20 protein-coding genes are annotated in these 20,685 nt (G+C 63.5%); 9 read left to right on the top strand and 11 right to left on the bottom strand.

All coding sequences use genetic code 11. The features are described 5' to 3' along the window. The first annotated feature begins 34 nt into the window (after nt 1–34). Entirely contained in the window at nt 35–373 is a 339-nt protein-coding gene (locus tag JST30_09035; protein ID MBS1714465.1) for a hypothetical protein, read from the top strand. Nucleotides 374–519: 146 nt separating this feature from the next. Here JST30_09035 and JST30_09030 read toward each other — a convergent pair whose 3' ends face one another. Then, nucleotides 520–2,649, bottom strand: coding sequence for a hypothetical protein (locus tag JST30_09030; protein MBS1714464.1), 2,130 nt, complete (start codon nt 2,647–2,649; stop codon nt 520–522). Nucleotides 2,650–2,876: 227 nt separating this feature from the next. Then, nucleotides 2,877–3,407 carry a TlpA family protein disulfide reductase gene (locus tag JST30_09025; protein ID MBS1714463.1) on the bottom strand — a complete coding sequence of 177 codons (531 nt, stop codon included), beginning with the start codon at nt 3,405–3,407 and terminating at the stop codon, nt 2,877–2,879. A 103-nt stretch (nt 3,408–3,510) separates the two neighbouring features. On the opposite strand from JST30_09025, the gene JST30_09020 reads away from it, so the two are divergent. Further along, nucleotides 3,511–4,884 carry a hypothetical protein gene (locus tag JST30_09020; protein ID MBS1714462.1) on the top strand — a complete coding sequence of 458 codons (1,374 nt, stop codon included), beginning with the start codon at nt 3,511–3,513 and terminating at the stop codon, nt 4,882–4,884. Here JST30_09020 and pheT read toward each other — a convergent pair. The 3 genes from pheT to rocD are packed head-to-tail and all read right to left on the bottom strand — an operon-like array spanning nt 4,808 to nt 9,157. After that, on the bottom strand, nt 4,808–6,808 hold the full coding sequence (gene pheT, locus JST30_09015) for a phenylalanine--tRNA ligase subunit beta (protein MBS1714461.1): 2,001 nt from the start codon (nt 6,806–6,808) through the stop codon (nt 4,808–4,810). The two genes, JST30_09020 and pheT, sit on opposite strands and share 77 nt — an antisense overlap. 43 nt (nt 6,809–6,851) lie before the next feature. Further along, nucleotides 6,852–7,952: a phenylalanine--tRNA ligase subunit alpha gene (gene pheS / locus JST30_09010; protein MBS1714460.1), complete on the bottom strand. Its 1,101-nt coding sequence runs from the start codon at nt 7,950–7,952 to the stop codon at nt 6,852–6,854. Nucleotides 7,953–7,981: 29 nt separating this feature from the next. After that, nucleotides 7,982–9,157, bottom strand: a complete 1,176-nt coding sequence (rocD, locus tag JST30_09005) for an ornithine--oxo-acid transaminase (protein MBS1714459.1) — start codon at nt 9,155–9,157, stop codon at nt 7,982–7,984. A gap of 254 nt (nt 9,158–9,411) precedes the next feature. Here rocD and JST30_09000 point away from each other — a divergent pair, with 254 nt between their 5' ends. Both JST30_09000 and JST30_08995 read left to right on the top strand, forming a co-directional pair. Then, on the top strand, nt 9,412–10,032 hold the full coding sequence (locus JST30_09000; protein MBS1714458.1) for a flagellar basal body-associated FliL family protein: 621 nt from the start codon (nt 9,412–9,414) through the stop codon (nt 10,030–10,032). Between the two features lie 30 nt (nt 10,033–10,062). Further along, nucleotides 10,063–10,554: a hypothetical protein gene (locus JST30_08995; protein ID MBS1714457.1), complete on the top strand. Its 492-nt coding sequence runs from the start codon at nt 10,063–10,065 to the stop codon at nt 10,552–10,554. 1 nt (nt 10,555) lies between these two features. On the opposite strand, the gene JST30_08990 is transcribed toward JST30_08995, so the two are convergent. The 4 genes from JST30_08990 to JST30_08975 form a co-directional block, all read right to left on the bottom strand. Continuing rightward, a complete protein-coding gene (locus tag JST30_08990; GenBank protein MBS1714456.1) occupies nt 10,556–10,903 on the bottom strand; it encodes a prepilin-type N-terminal cleavage/methylation domain-containing protein in 348 nt (115 codons plus the stop codon). A 189-nt stretch (nt 10,904–11,092) separates the two neighbouring features. Beyond that, nucleotides 11,093–11,518, bottom strand: coding sequence for a hypothetical protein (locus JST30_08985; protein ID MBS1714455.1), 426 nt, complete (start codon nt 11,516–11,518; stop codon nt 11,093–11,095). A gap of 113 nt (nt 11,519–11,631) precedes the next feature. Next, complete coding sequence (locus tag JST30_08980) at nt 11,632–14,514, bottom strand: glycosyl hydrolase (protein MBS1714454.1); 2,883 nt, start codon at nt 14,512–14,514, stop codon at nt 11,632–11,634. A gap of 74 nt (nt 14,515–14,588) precedes the next feature. Then, a complete protein-coding gene (locus JST30_08975) occupies nt 14,589–15,326 on the bottom strand; it encodes a Bax inhibitor-1/YccA family protein (GenBank protein MBS1714453.1) in 738 nt (245 codons plus the stop codon). A gap of 136 nt (nt 15,327–15,462) precedes the next feature. Between JST30_08975 and aroA the strand changes: the two genes are divergently transcribed. From aroA to JST30_08950, 5 genes are read left to right on the top strand one after another with little or no spacing between them, the layout of a single operon-like run. Beyond that, nucleotides 15,463–16,746, top strand: a complete 1,284-nt coding sequence (aroA, locus tag JST30_08970; protein MBS1714452.1) for a 3-phosphoshikimate 1-carboxyvinyltransferase — start codon at nt 15,463–15,465, stop codon at nt 16,744–16,746. Further along, nucleotides 16,746–17,396 carry a class II aldolase/adducin family protein gene (locus JST30_08965; protein ID MBS1714451.1) on the top strand — a complete coding sequence of 217 codons (651 nt, stop codon included), beginning with the start codon at nt 16,746–16,748 and terminating at the stop codon, nt 17,394–17,396. The genes aroA and JST30_08965 overlap by 1 nt, the downstream gene beginning before the upstream one ends. Continuing rightward, nucleotides 17,393–18,265: a hypothetical protein gene (locus JST30_08960; protein MBS1714450.1), complete on the top strand. Its 873-nt coding sequence runs from the start codon at nt 17,393–17,395 to the stop codon at nt 18,263–18,265. Before JST30_08965 ends, JST30_08960 begins: the two co-directional genes overlap by 4 nt. After that, nucleotides 18,265–18,918, top strand: coding sequence for a hypothetical protein (locus JST30_08955; protein MBS1714449.1), 654 nt, complete (start codon nt 18,265–18,267; stop codon nt 18,916–18,918). Before JST30_08960 ends, JST30_08955 begins: the two co-directional genes overlap by 1 nt. Beyond that, entirely contained in the window at nt 18,915–19,325 is a 411-nt protein-coding gene (locus tag JST30_08950; protein MBS1714448.1) for a J domain-containing protein, read from the top strand. The genes JST30_08955 and JST30_08950 overlap by 4 nt, the downstream gene beginning before the upstream one ends. Here JST30_08950 and JST30_08945 read toward each other — a convergent pair. Both JST30_08945 and JST30_08940 read right to left on the bottom strand, forming a co-directional pair. Further along, a complete protein-coding gene (locus JST30_08945; GenBank protein MBS1714447.1) occupies nt 19,317–20,264 on the bottom strand; it encodes a quinate 5-dehydrogenase in 948 nt (315 codons plus the stop codon). The two genes, JST30_08950 and JST30_08945, sit on opposite strands and share 9 nt — an antisense overlap. Beyond that, the gene (locus JST30_08940) at nt 20,254–20,634 is read right to left on the bottom strand and encodes a RidA family protein (protein ID MBS1714446.1); all 381 of its coding nucleotides are present in this window, start codon (nt 20,632–20,634) and stop codon (nt 20,254–20,256) included. The genes JST30_08945 and JST30_08940 overlap by 11 nt, the downstream gene beginning before the upstream one ends. Between the last annotated feature and the right edge of the window lie 51 nt (nt 20,635–20,685).

Below are 20,685 nucleotides of genomic sequence, written 5' to 3'. Positions count from 1 at the left end.
AGAACTTGACACTCGCCGGTAGAGTAATACTTCGGTGCCCGTCTGGTCCTTGCTCAGCGAAATCGGGGACAAGCAACCCGACATCGGGTCGATGTGGATCTCGGCCGTTCCTTTGGCCGTAGTCGCAGCCTTCGCCGGAGCCCTCAAGGCCCGGTTCGGGCTGCCACTGATCGGGATTCTTCTCTTTGTCCAATTGAATCGCCTCGGCGACCTCAACGACTTGCGACTTGGTTGGTCCGTCGTCCGCGAGTTAGGGTGGGTCCACGCCCTGCAAGGTTCGGCGAGCGTCCTTTGCATCGCCGTCGCTTACATAGCCGTGTACTGCGCGAATGTAGCCCGAAAAGGGCTGCAATCGCGACAGCACAACTCCTAGCGACCTTTTCGGTCGCCGTTCCGCCTACGGTCCGAACTTGTCGCCAAGTCAGATCTTGTCCTTGATGTCCGGGTCGTGAGAAAGATTGGAGACCCGTCGGCCCGGAGGCCTGGACCGACGGTTTTGCTCGTGGACCAATCCGCGACTTAAGGATGCGGCAACGGCCCTGGCGTCAACATGAACGCGTACACCCAGTACCGGTCGAACTGGCTCTGCCTGTCCCAACCGTCCGTCGCCAGTGCGAAGACGGACAAATTGGCCGAGAACGCTGCTCCGGAGCAGCCTCCGAGCATGTCTGAGATCGAGGCGGTCGCGCGGAAGTATCCAGGGGTCGCGTCGGCGGACTCGACGAACGGGAACGCGTTGTTCGCACCGCGGACCATTCCGAACTCGTGCCAGCACCGCATCTCGGGATGCGACGCGACGAACGGGACTTCGAGGTCGGCACTAGCGTCATGGTAGGTCAGTCCGCCACAGTTCAGGCTAGCCAGGTCGCTCCCGATCCTCGGCTGTTGGATTTCGGCATAGCACGGACGGTTGTCCACGTGCAACGTGAATTCCATTGCGTTACCCCCGACCGAGACGGTCGCAGGAAGCGTCCCGGCGTCGACCGGATCGACGGACGGGCTGACGTACAGGTAAAAGTCATACGGCACTGGCCCGCCCATCGGCATCGCCGCGCCCGTATTGTCGAAGACTTCCACCCGCAACAGCACTTTTCCGTTCGTGAGTTCGGTCGGCCCTGCACCGATCGTCGGCAGATAAGCGCTCGTGAGATCGTCGCGTTCGCTGCCGGCCGGGATGGTCCATGCGCCACCCAACGGAGCAGCCAGTGGCTGCGAAGAGAAGAAGTTGATCGGGGCGGCCGTGGTCGGTCCCAGCTTGAGCCTGTCGTAGACCGGATGGCCGCCGACGGTCCTGACGTACGTCCTTCGAACCTCCCGGTCGAGCAACGTCCAGGTCGCGCCACCGTCGACCGAAGCCGACACGCGGTACATCGCCCCCAGCGCCCTAAGTCCCGCCGAAAACTGAAGCCGGATTCGGATCAGGTTCGCGAACGGGGAGTCGACCGGCCCGCCGTTCTCGATCGTCCCGATGTTCCCCGAAACTCCGGACGTCGTCGATCCGGCAAGGGTCTGGCTCAACCCGTAGACCGCGTCCGGCGAAACCGTTCCGATGGCTTCCAAAACGACCCACTCACCGTCCATTCCGTAAACGGGATCGTCGTAACACGTCCGCGCGTGGGGCCCGGCGTATAGCGTGACCTCCGATCCGCAGGCGAAGTTCCACCAGGTATGGCACCCCACGGGATAGAGCGCGTGAATGACCGCCTCCTCGGGCGTCCCCTTGTCCTGGACGACCTTGAACCAAAGGTCGGGCTGGTCCGGGTTCCAGAAACTGCGCCTGAAGCAGACCTTGAATCGACCTTGGGAATCGACGGCGCCTTCCCCGACCTTTGTCTTGGTGACGAACCGGGGCCAGAACCAGCAGAAGATCGGCCACGCGATGTGAGGGTTCAGCAGCAGCTCGGACCGAAGAGTCCGCATGTCGCCGGACGAGACGGCCGCCCGAAACGAGTCCGGTAACGTGTCGAACATCCTTTGTCGGTCTCCGGACAAGGCCGACAGATCCAGGCCCCCTCCTCGGAACTTCGCCATGAGGCCCGTTTGCGGAGGCAGTGGCGGCGGTCCGATCGGCCCGCGCTCGAAAGGCGGCGGGTCACCGGGTCGGGGGATCGGTCGGTCGACGATGTACCGTCGGAACTTATCAAGTTCGAGGTCAGGGATCCGCGGCAGGAGGATCTCGAGCGGGTCCACTTCGTAGACTTCGACCGTGGAACTGCAGACGGGCAGTTCCACCGCGTGCGACCCCGTTCCGACGCGCTTGACGACTTTGCCTCGGACGCAACACCGTGGCCGAAGCCACTCGTCCCATATCAGACCGTCGATGACGAAGTCGCGCGTCCCTTTCCATTGGGAGCCGAGGGACGTGATCCGTGATTCGAACGCTTGCGCCCTCCGCAGACCGGACAGCGTGGGCTTCTCGTCGCCCGTGTCCGGTCCCACGATCAGCCGGTAGTCCTGGTCGACCGCCGGTGCCGTCGCCTTGAACTCGAGTTTTCCTCCCTTTCCGATGGGACGCTGCTCGATCAGCTTCCCTCCGGCGTCAAAGAGATAGGCAGTGAGGCCTTCCGGTCGTTCGCCGTTGGATCCGGCTTTCAGGTCGATAGAGATGACGAGGCGCTCACCGGCGCCCTTACGTGCTTCGTTTGCCATTCAGATTCCTCTCCGCGCGCTCACAGCCAATCGGCCGCACAAGAACGCGCACCCTTTATCTTATCAGCAAAAGTACGGGCCGGCAAAAATTCGGGCTTTCGATCGTCGAGACCGACGACCGGACCGGACGTCAGGGCAAGAGAGGACCTCCGTCGCGACGCATCGCGACGGAGGTTCTCACTTGGACCGGCGCGGGCCGGCAGACGCGTGGAGCGACTGCGCCGCTCTTAGCCTTTGACCAGTTGCTCGACCAATGTGGACAACTGAGTGCCCACCTTGTCGCTGTAGCCGATCTGGACCTTCACGACCTTGCCCGTGCGGTCGACGAGCAACATGGTCGGCAAGGCTTGAACGGCCCACTTGCTCATAAGGCCGTCGTTCGAGTGAGTGAACACGTACGTGTACTTGTGCTCGCGGGCGTAGCCCGATGCCGCCGAGGGACCGGATTCGTCCTCGAGCCCGTTCGCACCGATGACGACCAAGCCCTTGGACTTGTACTTCGTGTGAAGTTGCTGAAGGAGGGGAGACGCCTTCTTGCACGGGCCGCACCACGTGGCCCAAAAATCGATCAGGACCGGTTTGCCCTTGATCGTCGCGTTGTCGACCTTCTTGTTGTCGACCGTCCGCATTGCGAAGGCGGGGAGCGGCTTACCTTCCATGTCCTTCACGTTCGGTTCCGCGACCGGCTTCGGTGCCGGAGCCAGGAATGCGAATGCTGACGCGAAGAATGCCGCCGCTGCGTTCAAGAGTCCGTTCATTGTCCTTTCCCGACGTACAGAACCCACTTCGGTTTCGGTTTGGTTCCTGGTCCTGGACCCCGAGCCGGGCGGACCGGCCGTCGGCAGTGCCAGACTTTCGACTGTGAAGAGGTGGCTTCCTTGGTTCGCGTTGCCCCTCCTCGCGTGCCTGGCCCTTTTCCTGAAACGCGCGTCCGGACCGGCCCTCTTGAAGGACACCGACACGGCCGTCCTCTTGCGCGCGTTGGACGCCCGTCACGATCTTCTTTCCTGGTTCCGAACGGACTGGCCGCTACAAAACCACTTTTACCGACCCGTCTCGACCCTGGTCTTCGAATTCGACCGGGCCGTCCATAGAGACTCGGCGGCGGGGTTCGGCCTCACGAACGCCTTGCTCGCATGCGGGTGCACGCTACTGCTGTTCTGGCTCGTGCGGGAAGCCGTGCGGTCGCCCTGGATCGCAGGTGTCTCTTCGGCGCTCTTCGGTCTTTGGACCTTGGACTCCGCTGCGCTCTCTCCCTTGACTCCGGTCGCTTGGGCCGCTGCCGGCGTTTGCCTGCTGGGGGTTTTCCGAGGCGGACGCACAAAGATCCCGGTCTGCCTTGGGGCGGCGGGGACGCTCGTGTTCCTTTCGACCCTGACGGCACCCGTCTCGCCCATCGATGACCGCGTCCTCGCGTGGATTCCCGGTCGAACGGCTTCGACGATGGCGCTCTTCGCTCTCGCTGCGATGGCGGCCCATGCCCGGTTCGACCGATTGACCGCGACTTCGGACCCTAAGCCCGCGACGTCGACCGACGTCCCCGCGACCCGGGGGACGGAAACGGTTACGGCGCGTCAAAAAAGGTCGGCTTGGGTCTGGACTACGTTCGCCGCACTCGGCACGGTCGGAGCCTTACTGTCATACGAACAGGCCGTCATGGTGCCCGCCGCCCTCCTGGGACTCTCCGTCATCACGGCTTTAGAAGGACGACGTCCCGTCAAATGGCCCCACGGCTTGTACTGGGCGCTGCTCGTCGCCTACCTGGCCGTCCGTTGGGCCGTCGTTCCGCACGGCGTCTCGGGCTACCAGCAACAACAGTTCCGTGACGGACCGGGCGTCCTGCTCGTACTCATGGACTACGCCCTCCCAGCTTGGAACTGGCTCGCGACGTGCGGCGTGACGCTGTCCGTCGGCTTCGAGGTCCTTCTGACGGACGTCCCATGGAGGTTCGCGGCGTTGGCCGGATCGAACTTGGCGGCCTGGAAGACGGTGGCCCGTCACCGGAGCTGGCCGATCGTCCTCGGATCCATGTCTTTGGCCTTGATCGCGTTCCTACCGATGGCGTGGCTTCAACCTTTCGGCCACTACCACTACTGGCCGTCGGCGTTCCGTTCCGTCTTGGCCTGTTCCCTTGCGGCGGTCGCGGTCCGGGCCGCCCTCAGCGCAGTTTCGCCCCCAGCCGTTCCAGCCCCGATACGGCCGCGTCCCGCACCCGGTTCGCTTCCTCGTCCGTAAAGGTTCCGGCCTTGCGGAGCAGGAGGGCGATGCCCAGGCTATGGTGGCCCGGATCGATCCCCGCCCCTTCGTAGACGTCGAACAGCCAATGCCGCTCGAGCACGTCGCCACAGGCCTCTTCGATCACCAAGGCGACGTCCTGGTACTTGACGGACTTTGCCACGACCACGGCCATGTCCCGGCGGACGCTCGGGTGCCGATGGAACGGCTTGAACGGATCGTCGGCCGGAACGAGCCGCCAAAGAGCCGTCACATCGATCTCGGCGAGGCACGTTTCGGTGGGCAGCCCCAGAGTCTCGGCAACCAAGGGATGGATCTGGCCGAACAGCACGGCCCCCTCCCAAGAGGCCTGCCGCGTCGGGTGGAACCGATCGTCGGGGACGGCAGGAAGACTGAACGACGGTCTAAATCCGGTTCCTTCCAGAATCGTCTCTATCGTCCCTTTCATGGCAAAGAAGCCCGCATCGGTCACGGTCGGCCCAGATGCGGCCGCTGACGTCGAAATGAGAGCCATGTGGTGCCCCTCCGAACCCGGACGGAAGACACGGCCGACTTCGAACAGCTTCAATCCCTTTCCACCGTTCCTCAAGGCTGCATCGGCGACACTGGGAAGGCAACTGTTGCGGAGGAGCTCCAGTTCAGGTGAATGCGGGTTCCGGACGTGGACGTGTCCCCCGGGAGCGTCTAGCGGGCTGCCGGCACACAGCGAATGGCTGATGCATTGGGTGAAGCCGCACCGCACCGCCCAACCGCGAAGGGCGTCCAGAAACTTGGACCGGCCGTGGACACCGCCCACGGGCGTGCTCCCGATGGGCAGCAGCGACGGGATCTTCTCGTACCCGTGCACGCGACCGACCTCCTCGACGAAGTCGTCCTCTCGGACAAGGTCGATGCGCCAACTGGGGGGAGCGACGCTAAAGTCGTCGCCGTTTTGTTCAACTCTACTCCCTAAGTCTTGAAGGTATTTTGCAATCTGTTGAGACGAGACGTCCAATCCCAGCAAGCGGCGCGTCCGATCACCGCGGACAACCACCGCAGGTCGGACCGGCGGTGCCGGATAGACGTCGATCAGTAAAGGTAAAGGCTTGTAACCTGCACATTGTTCCAACAACTCTGCAAAGCGGTCGAGCGCTCTGACGGTTCCTTCCGGGTCGACGTAGCGCTCGAACCGATAGCTCGCGTCCGTCTGGAGCCCGAGGCCCTTGCGCGTCCTTCGGACCGCTTGGTGGTCGAAGTGGGCCGATTCGAGAAGGCAGCGGGTCGTCGTCTCAGAGACTTCGGTGTCCAAGCCTCCCATGACCCCGGCGACCCCGATCGGACGGGTCTCGTCGCAGATCATCAGCATTCCCGCTTTCAGTTCGTGGGCAGTGCCGTCCAGAGTCGTCAACGTCTCGCCCGCACGGGCTTCCCGGACGACGAGCGACCCTTTAGGGACGAGGTCTAAGTCATAGGCGTGAAGAGGCTGACCGGTCTCGTACATGACGGTGTTCGTCAGGTCGACGAGCAGAGAGATCGGACGCTGTCCGATCTTCCTCAGGCGTTCTTGGACCCAGTCCGGGGACGGGCCGTTGGCGAGACCCTCGAAGACGCGGATCGAAAACCGGGTGCAAAGGGGCGACTCGATGCGGACCGAGGCCGTCGCTTCAGGATCCGCCGCTCCTTCCTGCGGACCGTGCGTGGACAGGGCCTGATAGAGCGGCGTCGGCCGGCTCTTCGGGTCCTTAGCCAAAACCTCGCGGGCCAGTCCCAAGACCGATGCCCCGTCTCCCCGGTTCGCCATGACGTTGATGTCGAGCACCTTCTCGCCTTCGACGAGCAAGACCTCCTCCAGTTCGAAGCCGGTCATGGTCAACAGGTCACCGACCTCCTCGGCGCTCATCGCCGTCTCGACGAGGTCGCGAAGCATGGACTCGGTGAACTTCATGGGAGGTGCGATTCTACCGCCCGAGGTTTGAACCCAAGGGAGTTCAGTCCGACGTGCGGACCAGTCCGTCGTCGTAACGGTCTGTACCGTAAGACGAGCCTGTCTTCCGGTTCAGGCCCGTGGTCCGGAAACTCGAAATCTCCGCTTCACGGCCGTACCGTTCCAGGAACCTGAGGTCGTTCTCCAGGAAGTACCGAAGGTCGTCGATCCCGTGCATCATCATCGGAATCCGTTCGACCCCGAGGCCAAAGGCGAACCCGGAATAGCGCTCGGTATCGATACCGTATCGCTCCAAGATGTTCGGGTGGACGAGTCCGGCCCCGCCGAGTTCGACCCATTTACCGTTGAACAGCTTCGGAGTCGAAATGGCATAGTCGACGCCCGGTTCGACGAACGGGAAGAAGTCGGGGCGGAACCGCACCTTCGCCTCGTCGCCGAACATCGTCCGTGCAAAGGCGTCGAGCGTTCCCTTCAAGTGCGCCATCGAAATGCCCTCGTCGACCATGAACGCGTCGACCTGGTGGAACGTGTGCCCATGGGTGCGGTCGACGGCCTCGTTCCGATACGTCCTGCCGACCGTGAAAAAGCGGAACGGCGGCTCGACGGTTTCGAACAGCCGGCCTTGGAACGACGTGCACTGCGTTCTGAGGACGAGGTCGTCGGACACGTAGAACGTGTCCTGAGCGTCCATCGCCGGATGGTCCGGCGGGTAGTTCAAGGCGTCGAAGTTGTACTTGAAATCTTCAAGTTCAGGCCCTTCATAATAGACGAATCCAAGTCCCCCAAGAACCGACTTGATCCGGTTTTCGGTGAGTTGGAGGACGTGTTCGTAACCGACGTCCGGCCGCTTGCCAGGCATCGTCACGTCCAAGCGCTCAGACTCGAACCGGACGGCCAGTTCCTTGTGGAGCAACTCCTCGACGCGCGCGTCGAGGAGGGACTGGAGGCGAGCCCGAGCCTCGTTGACCGCTGCGCCGAATCGGGGCCTGTCTTCCGCCGGCAACTGACCGATGCCGCGCATCAGACCCGTCAGTTCGCCGTTCTTGCCGAGCGACTTCAGCTCGATCTCGCGACACGCCGTGGTCGTCGGCGCGGCTCGAATGGCCTCGGCGACCGTCTGTTCCAAGGTCTGGACCTGCTCCATCGGGAACGCCTATTCTGACACGGGCGCCGTCAGAGCGCGGCCAGGGACCGTCCCACCTTGTCCACGATCTCGTCGATCAAGGCGTCTTCGATGACGATCGGAGGCGTGAACCGGAACGTCCGGTGGCGGGTCTCCTTCGAAAGGATGCCGTTCTCGAGCAACCGCTGCGTGAGTTTGGCCGAGTCGACCCCGTCGTTGACCTCAAGGCCGACCAGGAGTCCGCGCCCCCGAAGGGCATGGATGCGGGGCGAGTTCAACGAGCGGAAACCCTCGAGGAGGCGCTCGCCCTTGGTCAGGGACATCTCGGCGAACCCTTCGGTCTCCATTTCGGCCAACGCGGAGAGGGCGACGACGCACCCGAGCGGGTTGCCGCCGAAGGTCGAACCGTGGTCGCCAGGTTGGAACACGGACATGACTTCACGAGTGCCGACGGCCGCACTGACAGGCATGACGCCACCTCCGAGCGGCTTTCCGACGGCCATCATGTCCGGTGCCGCGTCTTCCCATTGCCAAGCGAACTTACGGCCGGTGCGGCAGAACCCCGTCTGGACCTCGTCCCAGATCAAGAGGGAACGGGATTCGTCGCAGACCTTCCGGAGCCCGACCATGTAGCCGTCTTCCGGGATCAAAATGCCGCCTTCTGCCTGGACAGGCTCGACGAGGACGGCGGCCGTGTTGGGCCCGACGGCGGCCCTGACCGCGTCCACGTCGCCGAACGGAACGATCTTGAACCCGGGCGTGAACGGCCCGAAATGGTCGCGGTAGTTCTTCTCCGTCGAAAAGCCGACGATCGTGGTCGTCCGACCGTGGAAGTTGCCTTCGCACACGATGATCTCGGCCTGATCGTCAGGGACGCCCTTGACCGTGTAGGCCCACTTTCTGGCGATCTTGATCGCGGTCTCGACCGCTTCGGCCCCGGTGTTCATGGGGCAGACCATGTCCAGACCGCAATAGTCGGCAAGTCCCTTCAGGAAGAGCGCGAGTTCCCCCGTATAGACGGCCCTGCTCGCCAAAGAAAGGCGCTCGAGTTGCTCGTGGACGGCCTGGACGACCTTTTCGCTGAGGTGGCCGTGGGCGACGGCCGAGTACGCCCCGACGCAGTCGATGAAGCGGTTCCCCGCCCCGTCCCAGCATTCGGCACCGTCACCCTTCACCACGTTCACGTGGAGGGGCTTGTAGTTGTGCGTCCCGTACTGCTCCGTCATGCGGATGGCGTCTTCGTCGGCGAGGGTTCGGACGACCTCCGCGACCCCGCGGGAAGCGATGTCGTCCCAGATCGAAAGGGTTCGGGAGGTGGACATAGGGTCAGTGTGAAGCAAGGACACGGCCGAAATGAACCCCAGAAGGTGGACGGTGCGACCTTCTGACCAGTCAGGTCCCGACTTTCGGCACCCTTACCGGCCGGCAAATGTGATTTCCCGGCCCAAATGCGGAACAAACCCTTAGAGGATGGTCGCGCATGTCTGAAGCAGCAGCTCCCGAAAAGCCGAAGAAGAAAGGCAAACTTCCCATGATCTTGGCCCTCGTGGTCATGCTGGTCGCCGGAGGGTTCTTCGGAATGAAGATGGGTTCGGGGGGCAAGAAGGAAGAGCCGCCGATCGAGCTCGGAGAGGTCGTCCCTCTCGGTGAGTTCCTCGTGAACCTGAACGACGGTCGTACGTTCCTCAAGACCGACATCGCCGTCCACGTCGCCAAGAACATGCACCTGACGGAAGAGGCGGGAGGCGGCCACGAAGGCAAAGCCGAGCCTCCCGCTCCGGTCCGCGATGCTGTGATCTCGGTCCTGACGCGACAGGACTTCAACGAGATCGCGACCCCGGAAGGCAAGGAGAAGCTGAAGAAGGAGATCGCAAAGGCGATCAATGCCGTCGTGCCTCATCACGACGAAGAAAAGGACAAGAAGGGCAAAGGCAAGAAGGCCAAGGGCCATGCCGCCAAGTCCGAGGGCGAAGCCGGGGCCGAGAAGGGCGCCGAGGGACACGGCGCCTCGCACGAGGAAGAGATCGTCGACGAAACGTGGGACTCTCAGACAGGCCCCGTCTTGAAGGTGTACTTCACGACCTTCGCGACCCAGCAGTGATCCGTGCGGCCGGTCGTCTAAACTGGCCGCATGTCCGATCCTGAACAGGCCCCCGAACCGCCGAAGCCGGCGGCCGTCCAGCGGCCGACCCTGGTCTTGGCGGCTTTCGTCTTGGCCGGCGTCCTCGCCATCGGACTGCTCGTCTGGATCGAAGGGATCAAGGCCGCTGCGATGAGGCGCGAAGCGTTCGCCCGAGGCGTGGACGGCCTCGCCGCTTCCCTTTCGCTCCCGCTCCTTGAAACACGCTCGGTCCGGTTCGAAAACCGAAAGTCCCGCCTCCAAGGCGTCCTGGACGCGATCAACCGGGAGGGGCGGTTCGTTTCGGTCGTCGTGACCGATCCGGAAGGTACGGTCGTCGCGACCACCGACACGTCCCTACAGGGCCAGAAACTGCCGGAAGGCGGTATGGCCAAATCGCCTGGCACGGCGAAGGACGTCGAGGGCACCGTCGAGGTGTGGACATCGGTGACGACCGACGGTGGCGAGAAGATCGGCGCTCTCCGGGTCCGGATCCGCTTCTAGGCTAGCCGCTGTTGCTGCCCCGTGCGTGTTGGTCGCACGTGGCCGGTTCGCTGCAGTTGCCGATCGTGTACGTCCCGTGGGTCGGGCACTTCGGTTCCCTTTTCAGGTACTTCGGGACAAGGTCGGTCATCACGGGCGTGTCGGTCGGGCCCATGCCTTCTTCCATTTGCCACAGTTGCTTGGCCTGGTCGATCTTGACTTGGTTCTCGAGACAGGCGTGCGTCCAGGTCCGAAGCCGCACTTGAGCGTAGTAAGGGACGGCGATCGTCAACAGGATCCCGATGATCAGAATGACGATCATGATTTCGACGAGCGTGAACGCCCGTCGTCCTCGAGGTCTTTTGATCATGCTTTGAATCCGTTTCACAGCGCCTACCTGGAAGATTGTCGTCGCCTTTTCCCCTTTTCGTCAGGTTACGGCCTATATCCTTGTTCCGCAAACGGGATCAGAACCTGCCGATCGAACGTCAATCCCGCAAAAAAACAGGAGGCGCACCGAACGTGGTGCGCCTCCCGAAAGGGCTAAGCCTGGGGCTCTTTAGTGACCGGACGACGTCATCTTGGCCTTGGTCGGCTTCGACTTGGCGGCACCCTTCATGTAGGTCACTTTGACTTCGGTCGCGGTGATGGTGGAACCCTTGGCCGGTCCCGTCACCATGACGAGCGTTCCGCCCTTTAGGGATCCGATGCTGAAGAACTTGCCCTTGTACGTACAACGGGCCTTGGACGCGTCGACGGTGTACGTGCCCTTTTTCGAGGCGACGACGAACGTCTTGCCCTTCGGTTCGCCCTTTACGGCTCCGCTGACTTGGTTCGTCGCGGCGACCGGCTTCTTCATCGTGCCCGACTTTTGGGCGGCGACCCGGGGGGCGAGGGTCTTCGTCTTTCCGACCTGGGCCATGGCCGGGGCCATCGCCGCAAGGGCAAGGGCCGTGACTGCGAAGATGCGGATCGAGTTTTTCATGCTTCGGTTCTGCTCCAACGTACTCGGAGATGTCTCCGAGTAGAGATTAACGGACCCGTGAGGTTGCCGGTGCCCGAATTCCGTTATGTTAGCAAAATCTAGGTGTCGTGAACTCACGACACCTTGAATTTGATGACGCCGACCTTACCTTCGACCTGCACTTCGACCGTATAGTCGCCTTTCGAGACGTACGTCGCCCTGCGGGCCGCGTAGGGGTCTTTCAGCACGTCTTCGGCCGTTTTCGGCACGCTGAAGTCCGGCTTGGCGTCCGGATTTCCCGGTTTGATCAGGAGGGTCATCGTGGCAAAGTTGTATCCCGGAGCCACGACGTAGTCCTCTGACTTCAACTCTTTGCCGTCCGCACCTTTCAGCACCAGCTTGCCTTTGCCGCGCCAATGAGTGAAGAACTTGAGTTGGACCCGCGGCTCGGTCCGCGGCGCTTTCTCCCATTCGGACGCGGGCATGCCCCAGCGTTCGCTGGCCGTGACCTCGTCGACCGACCACGCGTGGAAGTCCTTCTTCCGGATCTCGTCGGTCAAGTCGTATAGCGGCTCGAGCGATACGGCCCAGACCGACCGTGCATGGCTCGCGACGACCATTTCCTTCGCCTTGGCCGCGATCGCCAAGTCGTGGACGGGCGTATGCGGCATTCCGCCACCGTACGGCGTCCAGTGCGAACCGCCGTCCGTCGACACATAGACGCCCATATCGGTCCCCACATAGAGGAACCCGGATTTGTTCGGGTCTTCACGGACCGTGTTGACGCATTCCGCGGGTAGGTCTCCCGAGATCGATTCCCAGGTCTTCCCGTAGTCCTTCGACCGCCACACGTAAGGAGCGAAGTCGTCTTGGCGATAACCGTTCTGCGAACAGTAGACCGTCCCGGCGTCGTACTTGCTGGCGACGATCCTAGTTACCCAGTTGTCCGGCCGAGGGGTCGCGATGTCGACCCAGGAGTTGCCGCCGTCCGGCGTCATCTTCACCGAACCGTCGTCCGCTCCGACGTAGACCACGCCGAATTTGAACGGGCTCTCGCTGACCGTCGTCAACGTCGAATGAGGGACGTTGCCGGGAGGACGGTTCTTGGTCAGGTCGCCGCTGATCGCTTCGAACCGCCGTCCTTGGTTGAACGAACGGTGGAGCTTCTGGCTTCCGACGTAGACGATGTCCGGATGGTGCGGCGAGATCAGGATCGGAGAGATCCAGTTGAACCGAAGCCCTTCGCCCGTCGGCCGGGCGTTCCACCGCTCGTTGGTCTTCTGGTCGATCGCAGAGTGGTCGCCGAACTGGCTGGCGATGTAGACCGTGTCCCCACCGCCCCTCGGGTCGATCGCGATCGCACTTCCGTCGCCTCCGCCGATGTCCTTCCATGAGTTCGGATCGGACCGGCCGGACACGTACGTGCTCGGCCCCTTCATCGTCCCGTTGTCCTGGAGCCCGCCATAGACGTTGTACGGCGTCTTGTCGTCGACGGCGATGGTCGTGAACTGGCCGACGGACAGATTGTTGATGATGCGCCAGTGGTCGCCGCCGTCGCCGCTGTAGTACAGCCCGCCGTCGCACCCCTCCCAAATCCGGCGGGGATCGTCTGGGTGGAAGCGCACGACGTGGAAGTCGACGTGACTCTCTCTGGCCGTAGAGGCCCAGGTCTTGCCGCCGTCCTTGCTGCGCAGCAACAGGACGCCCGTGATGTACACGACGTCCGGATTGGTCGGATCGACCGAGATTTGGCCGCCATAGTAGCCGCCGTGCTCGCCGAGCGGGCCGCTCACGCTCTTCCAAGTCTTGCCCGCATCGTCGCTACGGAAGACTTCGGCTTCGCGTAACCGCATCTGGAACACGTTCGGGCTCCGCTTCTTGAACAGCTCGTCCAAGCCCTTCTTGTCCAGCTTCCCGTCCTTCAGCCGCGCTAAGACGTCTTCAGCCTTTTCCTCGCGCGGAAGATAGCTCGTGAGGAAGGTCTTCAGCTTCGACTCTTCGACCTTGAGCAACACGTCGAGCGGCGTGCGCACGTAGCGCATCAAGGTCAGACGGCCCGCCGCCGTCCTTTCGTCGCGCCCGATGGACTCCTCGTCGGCGTTCTGGTTGTCGTAGAAGGCATAGACCGTGTCCGGCTTCGAGGCGGCGACCGCCAGGCCGATGCGTCCGGCATCGCCGTCGTGGGGCAAAGCGGTGACCTTTTTCCAGGTCTTGCCGCCGTCGGTCGTCTTCCAGACTGCGGATCCCGACCCGCCTTCGCGGAAGTTCCAGGCCCGACGGTCCCTGTCCCACGTCGAGGCGTACATGACGTCCGAGCGGCGCGGGTCCATGGCAAGGTCGACGGCGCCCGTGTAACGGTCGACCTTTAAGACCTGCTTCCACGTCTTGCCGCCGTCGGTCGTTTTGTAGACGCCGCGCTCTTCGTTCTGCGAGTACAGATGGCCGAGCGCGGCGACCCAGACCGTGTTCTCGTCCCGAGGGTCGATGACGACGCGACCGATATGGTGGCTCTCGGGCAATCCGACGTTGGTCCAAGACTTGCCCGCGTCGGTGCTCTTGAAGACGCCCGTCCCGGCATAGCTCGTCCGTTGGCTGTTGTTCTCTCCGGACCCCAGCCAGATCGTGTCCCCGTTCTTCGAGACCGCGAAGTCGCCGATACCGAACGAACTTTGTCCGTCGAAGAGCGGCGTCCACGTCACCCCGTCGTCTTCGGTCGACCAAAGCCCGCCCGTCGCATAAGCGACGAGGAGCCGATTGGGAACGCCCCTCGGGACTTCGATATCGATGACTCGCCCGCCTTGGACCTCGGGGCCGATCGATCTCCACATGACGCGCTGGAACACCGAGTCCGACTCCATTTGGAGCCGCCGTCTGTATCCGGCTTCGCGGTCTGCGGCGGACATCCCGACGACGTCAGGGGTGTGAAGCTTGGCTTTGACCTCGCCCTTGGAGACCGGGCGCGTGAGCTGGGACTGGTCTTGGGCGATGAGCGCCAACGCGACCGGGATCACGAACATTGTCGGGCAGTATGAACGAAGACGCCTTCCGGATCAATACGAAAGGCGTACCGATGGCCTGCCGATACCGGACGTCAGCGTCGGGATCCCGCCAACTTGGACATGAGCCGCAGGATTTCCAGGTACAGCCAGACGAGGGTGACCAGCAGGCCGAAGCCTGCGTACCATTCCATGTACTTCGGCGCCCGGCTCTGGACCCCGCTCTCTACGACCTGAAAGTCCATCGCGAGGTTGAGGGCGGCCAACACGATGACGAACGCGCTGAATCCGATCCCGATCGGCCCGCTCTGATAGATCGGCAGACTGAAAAGACCCTTGAAGAACATCCCGCCGATCCAAGTGAACAGGTAGGTGATCCCGATCGCGAGCGTCGCTCCGGCGACAACGGCCATGAAGGTCTGGGTGACCTTGATGATCCGGGTCGCGTAGAGCGCCAGCATGACCCCGAGAACGACGAACGTTCCCAAGATCGCAAGCGGAACGGCGCCGGCATATTGGGTCTTCGCCATGTTGGCGTTGTAGACCACCGAGATCGTCCCGACCGCCAATCCTTCCACGACGGCGTAGAGGGGGGCCGTGACAGGCGACCACTCGCGTTTGAAGCTCGTCATGACCGCGAGGATGAGCCCTCCGACGACGCCTGCGATCAGGAGGACGATGCTCTGCGACATCCAGCCGACGACCGCACCGACGATCAGGAGGAGCAACAGCAGGCCGGTCTTGACCATCGTGCCTCCGAGCGTCATGACGCCGGAACCGGACGCTTCTTCGAAGATCCGCGACTTGAGTGTAGGGTTCTGTGTACGGAACATGCTCGTCCTTCGTCTTGCAGACTCCTGAAAGTATGCCCCGGCTTCAGGTCCCATCGTCCGTTGGGGCCAAGACGGTCCCGTCAAACTGCTCCCCGTGGAAGCCCGTACCCTCCGCGTCCGTCCGGTTCAACGCCTCATGGGGACCGTCCGGCCGCCTGGCGACAAGTCGATGACCCACCGGGCCTTGATCCTGGCGGCGATGGCGGACGAGTCGCCCAGCCGCATCGGCGACCCGCTGATCGGGGAGGACTGTATGGCCACCGCCGAGTGTCTCGGCGAGTGCGGCGCCGACATCGAGTTCTTCGAACCGGGCGAGTTCGGGTCCGCCCGCTTTGCGATCGTCGGCCGCGAAAGGCCCTGGTCGTCTCCAGACGTCGACCTCTATTGCGGCAACAGCGGGACGTCGATGCGCCTGCTCGCCGGAGTCCTGGCTTCGGTCCCCGGTCTGGACTGCCGGTTGACGGGCGACGCCTCGCTCTCCCGCAGGCCGATGAGGAGGGTCGTCGGACCGCTCCGTGACATGGGCGCGTCCATCGAAGGGGACACCGCGCCGATTTCGATCCGGGGCCGCACCCTGAACGGGATCAGGTATCTGTCGCCCGTCGCGAGCGCCCAGGTCAAGACGTGCCTGTTGCTGGCCGGGCTCAAAGCCCAAGGCGAAACGTGGGTGTCGGAACCGTCCGTGAGCCGTGACCACACCGAACGCATGCTCGAGGGACTGGGGATCGAAGTGATGAGGGACGGGAACCTGTGCGTCGGCGTCCGGGGCGGCCAGCGGATCCCTGCGGTGGATTTCGACGTTCCCGGCGACGTTTCGAGCGCCGCGTTCTTCCTGGTCGCGGCGGCCATGACCCCTGGCTCCGACGTCCGGCTCGTCAGCGTCGGCGTGAACCCGACGCGCACGGGCGTCTTGGACGCTTTGCATCGGGCCGGGGCGACGGTCGAACGGGACGTCGAACGAGAGTCCACGGGCGAACCCGTCGCCGACCTTCGCGTCACGGGGAGCGGGTGTCTCCGTGCCTTCGAAGTCGGCGGCGACGACGTACCCCGACTCGTCGACGAAATCCCGGTCCTCGCCGTCCTCGCGACCCAATGCGAAGGGACGACCCGGATCCGTGACGCCGCCGAACTGCGCGTCAAGGAATCGGACCGGCTGAAGACGATGGCCGAAGGACTGAGGGAAATGGGTGCCGCCGTCATCGAACACGAAGACGGGCTCGACGTCAGCGGCCCCACTCCGCTTCGGGGCACGACCATCGACGCCGAGGGCGACCATCGGATCGCGATGGCGTTCGCGGTCGCAGGCCTCGTTGCCACAGGCGAGACGACCGTGCTGAACGCCCAATCGGTCGACACGAGTTACCCGGCGTTCGAAAGCGACCTTCGGCGGCTTCGGCACGACGGGGCGGGCCTGCCATAATGCCTTCTGTGGATCGCGAGGCTCAGGTCAGGTCGCAAGTTTGCGACGTCGGCCGCCGGCTCTGGGAACGAGGCCTCGTCGGTGCCCGCGAAGGCAACGTGTCCGCCCGGTTGGCCCCTGGCGTGCTCGTCTGCACCCCTGGCGGCGTCTGCAAAGGCGACATGCGGCCCGAAGACCTGGTCCTGGTCGACGACGAAGGTCGCCCTCTCGGCGAAGGCCGGCCCAGCAGCGAGGTCAAGCTGCATTTGAGAGCTTATCGCCGGAGACTCGACTGCCAAGCCGTCGTCCACGCCCATCCGCCCGTCGCGACCGCGTTCAGTCTCGCCGGACAAGGCTTGCCCGACGATGTGCTTCCCGAATCCGCCTTTGTCCTCGGCCCCGTGGCGTCCGTCCCGTTCGGTTTTCCGGGGACCGACGAACTACCGGACCGGTTAGACCCGTTTTTGGACGGCCACAAGACGTTCCTGCTCAGCCATCACGGAGCCGCGACCCTGGGCCGCGACGTTTGGGACGCTTGCGACCGCATGGAGACGCTCGAACGGGTGGCGACGATGCTCCTTTACGCCAACACGTTGGGGCGTGTCGTCCCCATGCCTCCGTCCGCCTATGCCGAGCTCAAAGGAACGGCGCTGCACGGGAGACTGGCTTGAGAGGCCGCCTCCTTGGTCTGATGCTGCTCCCCATAACGGTCTCGGCGCAAGTGCCTGACGTCGCGCCGTTCCTTGAGCTTCGACCGACCTGGCAGGTCCGTGCCACCAAGAAGTCGTTGTTCGAGTATTACGATGCGAACGGTCGATACTCCCTCGTCGGCCTGCGCATGGTCTTGGAGTCGGGCCACAGAGTCTACGTGGCCCAACGCTTCCAACGCGTGGACAACACGGGAGATCCGGACACTTTGGACGAATACTATGTCGAACAGCGCGGCTCGTGGAGGCTTGGCAAACAGTACCTTCCCTTCGGGCGGCGGGAGATCCTGCGTTCGACCGTGGCCGCGGCCCGGTTCGACACCAACCTACTGCTCGACGACGCCCCGATCTCGCTGGCTGCGTGCGACGGCGGATCAGGTCGGACCCGGGCGGTCTACGGCCGCATCGGCGGGGAGATCGGCTTGAGTTTCGCGATCGGTAACCATATCGGCATCCAACCGACCGACATGTCCCGGTTTCGGGACGTCGAGACGGCGCCAGGAATCGGCCGTGGATATCGGCTCGCCCTTGGCGCGGACACTCAGGTCCGGCTCGGTTCGGCCCTGGTGGCCGTCGAATGGGGTTCGCTCAGACGTGGGGAGACACCGTTGGACGAGGACAAAGACCTTTCGGACGTCCGGCTCAAACTGCCTCCGAACGAGCGGGGCGACAAACTGACCGTCGGATGGTCGCGGGACTGGAGCTCCCGGACCGACCTGACGTCGTTCGAGATAGAGCTCTTCGGGAACGGCAAGATCAGCTATCTTCCGACGGTCCGGTTCGACGGTTTCGGATTCCGAGACTTTTCGATTTCAGCGGTGGTGAGGTTCTAGTGAGTTTCGGCTTGGCGTCCTTCGGACTCTTCGCGATCGTCGCGCTGGGAGTCCTCCTGTTCCTCGTCATCGCACTGGTGGCGGCCTTGCGGTCCGCAGGATCGAAGTCGTCGGGCCAGACCGGCCTCGGCGAGGAAGCCCGGTGGCTGCTCCGACCGATCCGCCAACTGCGGGACGGGCTGGACGACCTTTCGCGGAGGGCGAAAGCACCGGAGGTGAAGATCATCGCGGCGGAAGCGGTCTCAGAGGCCGACGCCGTCCTGGAGCACGCGATGCGGCTCGTGGAAGCCCGCGAATCCTTGAAGCGGGGACTCAAGGGCCGTGGCGAGGCCGAAACGAACTACAACCGGCTACAGCGCCAATACGTCGAGGCCGCTTCCGACTCCGAACGGTCGGCCCTCGAGTCGGCCATGGAAGCCCGGAGCCGGGAACTGCAGTCGTACGACGCGGCCCAGGCTAAGGTCAAGGAGATCGACGGCAAACTGCGGGAGGCCGAAGCGACGCTCTCCGAACTCAAAGCCAGGCTCTCCGCAGGCGCCGTCCACAGCGGCACCCAGTGGGAAGAAGCCGAATTCGGCGACGTCGTTTCGCGGCTGAAGGGACTTGGCCGTTCGTTCGACGAGGTCCAGGCAGAATTGGAAGTGACGTCATGAGTGAGATCCGCCGCGCGTACGACCTGCTCCGAGGCTACATCAACCACGAGTGGGACCGGATCCGCTCGTCCGACCTCGACCAGTATTGGCAGCCCAAAACGAACGACGCCCGGACAGGATCCGATGCCGGCGAGTCCGTCGAGGCGTCCGAGCCCGTGTCCAGGCCCGCGGACCCGAAAGCCGTGGCGCGCGGCATCCTTGGGGTGACCGAGGAAGCCGGACTGGACGACGTCCGCAAGGCGTTCGACCGCCTCAACAAGCGCAGCAACCCCGCCAACTTTCCGGAGGGGAGCGAGGAGGCCTCGATGGCGCTGAAACTCCAGGCAAGGGTCAATTGGGCTTACCGGACGCTCACGGCCGACATCCCGTCGTCCGAGCTCCGGTTCAAATCGCTCGAACTAGACTGACCCGCCCTGAAGCTCGAAAACGGTCGGTCTCCAACCGAGTTCGGCCAGTTTCGACAGGTAGTCCTCGTCCGTAATAGACTCCAGGGGCTTACCGATGAGCGTGACCAGCACCCCTTCCATGACGTTCGTCGCAAAGGTTTCGCCCCCCATCTCTGGTGTGGTCGCGATCGCCCGCCGGGCTCCCGTCGTGCGGAGCCACTCCAGATCTGCCGACCGGAGGGTCTGGGTCATGACGGTCTTGCCTTTGAGATCGTCCGGGGCATAGCGACGGATGTAGTGCCAGTCGCCGCAGACGAACGTGGCCCAGGCGAAGACGTCGGGGAACTTGGGTTTTCGCTCTTCCTGCTTCTCTCCCGTCGGATAGAACCACTGGAACGGCAGCCTGGTGACGACGGGCAAGAGGACGGACGCCAAGCGGGACACGGTCTTGTACTTCTTAAGTTTCAGAGGCAGGCCCAACCCGAACAAGACGTCGCCATAGACCGTCTGTGGACAGACCTTATCGATCGCTTGGGCCATGCCGAACCGGTCGACCGCACTGACCAGAAGCACCCGCTCCTTAGAAAAATCGACGGTGCCTTCTTCCTGGAGCCGCTCGATGGTCCGACGCTCGAGCGTGTGCTTGAGGCCGCTCCCGTCGACCACAGGCGTCTTCTTGACGCCCCGGATCAGACCCAGGATCTCGCGGAAAGCGTAACGCTTCGTCTCCGTCACAAGCCAGATGTCGGCGCCGCCCACACCAAGGGCGTCTGCCACTCCGTCCAAGCTTTCCATTACAGACTTGAACTTTTCGCGATCCCCGTCCGTTCCCCGACGCTCGATCCGGAAGGGGACGCCGAGAATGTCGCACTCGTGCGCCTTGTCCCTTTTCGAAGTCCCTAAGGACACGGAGACGACGAGGCGGTGCCGCTCCGGCCTTGTCGCACTGTCAGAAGACAGCGGTCACCTCGATTTCGACGTCGACGCCTTTCGGCAGACCCGCCACGGCGACGGTGGACCGCGCCGGCGGTTCGCCCGTGAACGCGGCGCCGTAGATTTCGTTGACGGTCGCAAAGTGCTCCATCGAACTCAAAAAAATGGTCGTTTTGACGACGTTCTCCATCGACAGACCGGCCGACTCGAGGACGCCGCGGATGTTGTCCATCACCTGCCGCGTCTGGACGTCGACGGAGCCTTCGACGAGGGTGCCGTCCGGTCGGAGACAGATCTGACCGCTACAGAACAGGAACGACCCTTGAGCGCGGACGGCCTGTGAATACGGCCCGATCGCGGCAGGGGCCCGGTCGGTGGAGTGGGCCTGACGAAGCATGGTCGGAGGTTACCATCGGGTCGGTAATTGTCCCGGTCGGGAGTCGACGTC

This window comes from Armatimonadota bacterium (assembly GCA_018268395.1).
Lineage (GTDB): Bacteria > Armatimonadota > Fimbriimonadia > Fimbriimonadales > Fimbriimonadaceae > JAEURO01.
Note: the sequence above shows the minus strand (reverse complement) of the source record. Positions and strands in the feature narration are given on the sequence as shown.

Bases quoted from the DNA above. Each gene is read 5' to 3' on its own strand.
- JST30_08950 (MBS1714448.1), top strand. From the start codon at position 18,915: ATGAGTGAGATCCGCCGCGCGTACGACCTGCTCCGAGGCTACATCAAC.
- pheT (MBS1714461.1), bottom strand. From the start codon at position 6,808: ATGAAGTTCACCGAGTCCATGCTTCGCGACCTCGTCGAGACGGCGATG.
- rocD (MBS1714459.1), bottom strand. From the start codon at position 9,157: ATGACGGAGCAGTACGGGACGCACAACTACAAGCCCCTCCACGTGAAC.
- JST30_08980 (MBS1714454.1), bottom strand. From the start codon at position 14,514: ATGTTCGTGATCCCGGTCGCGTTGGCGCTCATCGCCCAAGACCAGTCC.
- JST30_09025 (MBS1714463.1), bottom strand. From the start codon at position 3,407: ATGAACGGACTCTTGAACGCAGCGGCGGCATTCTTCGCGTCAGCATTC.
- JST30_08990 (MBS1714456.1), bottom strand. From the start codon at position 10,903: ATGATCAAAAGACCTCGAGGACGACGGGCGTTCACGCTCGTCGAAATC.
- JST30_08975 (MBS1714453.1), bottom strand. From the start codon at position 15,326: ATGTTCCGTACACAGAACCCTACACTCAAGTCGCGGATCTTCGAAGAA.
- JST30_09030 (MBS1714464.1), bottom strand. From the start codon at position 2,649: ATGGCAAACGAAGCACGTAAGGGCGCCGGTGAGCGCCTCGTCATCTCT.
- JST30_09000 (MBS1714458.1), top strand. From the start codon at position 9,412: ATGTCTGAAGCAGCAGCTCCCGAAAAGCCGAAGAAGAAAGGCAAACTT.
- JST30_08940 (MBS1714446.1), bottom strand. From the start codon at position 20,634: ATGCTTCGTCAGGCCCACTCCACCGACCGGGCCCCTGCCGCGATCGGG.
- aroA (MBS1714452.1), top strand. From the start codon at position 15,463: ATGGGGACCGTCCGGCCGCCTGGCGACAAGTCGATGACCCACCGGGCC.
- JST30_08995 (MBS1714457.1), top strand. From the start codon at position 10,063: ATGTCCGATCCTGAACAGGCCCCCGAACCGCCGAAGCCGGCGGCCGTC.
- pheS (MBS1714460.1), bottom strand. From the start codon at position 7,952: ATGGAGCAGGTCCAGACCTTGGAACAGACGGTCGCCGAGGCCATTCGA.
- JST30_08985 (MBS1714455.1), bottom strand. From the start codon at position 11,518: ATGAAAAACTCGATCCGCATCTTCGCAGTCACGGCCCTTGCCCTTGCG.
- JST30_08965 (MBS1714451.1), top strand. From the start codon at position 16,746: ATGCCTTCTGTGGATCGCGAGGCTCAGGTCAGGTCGCAAGTTTGCGAC.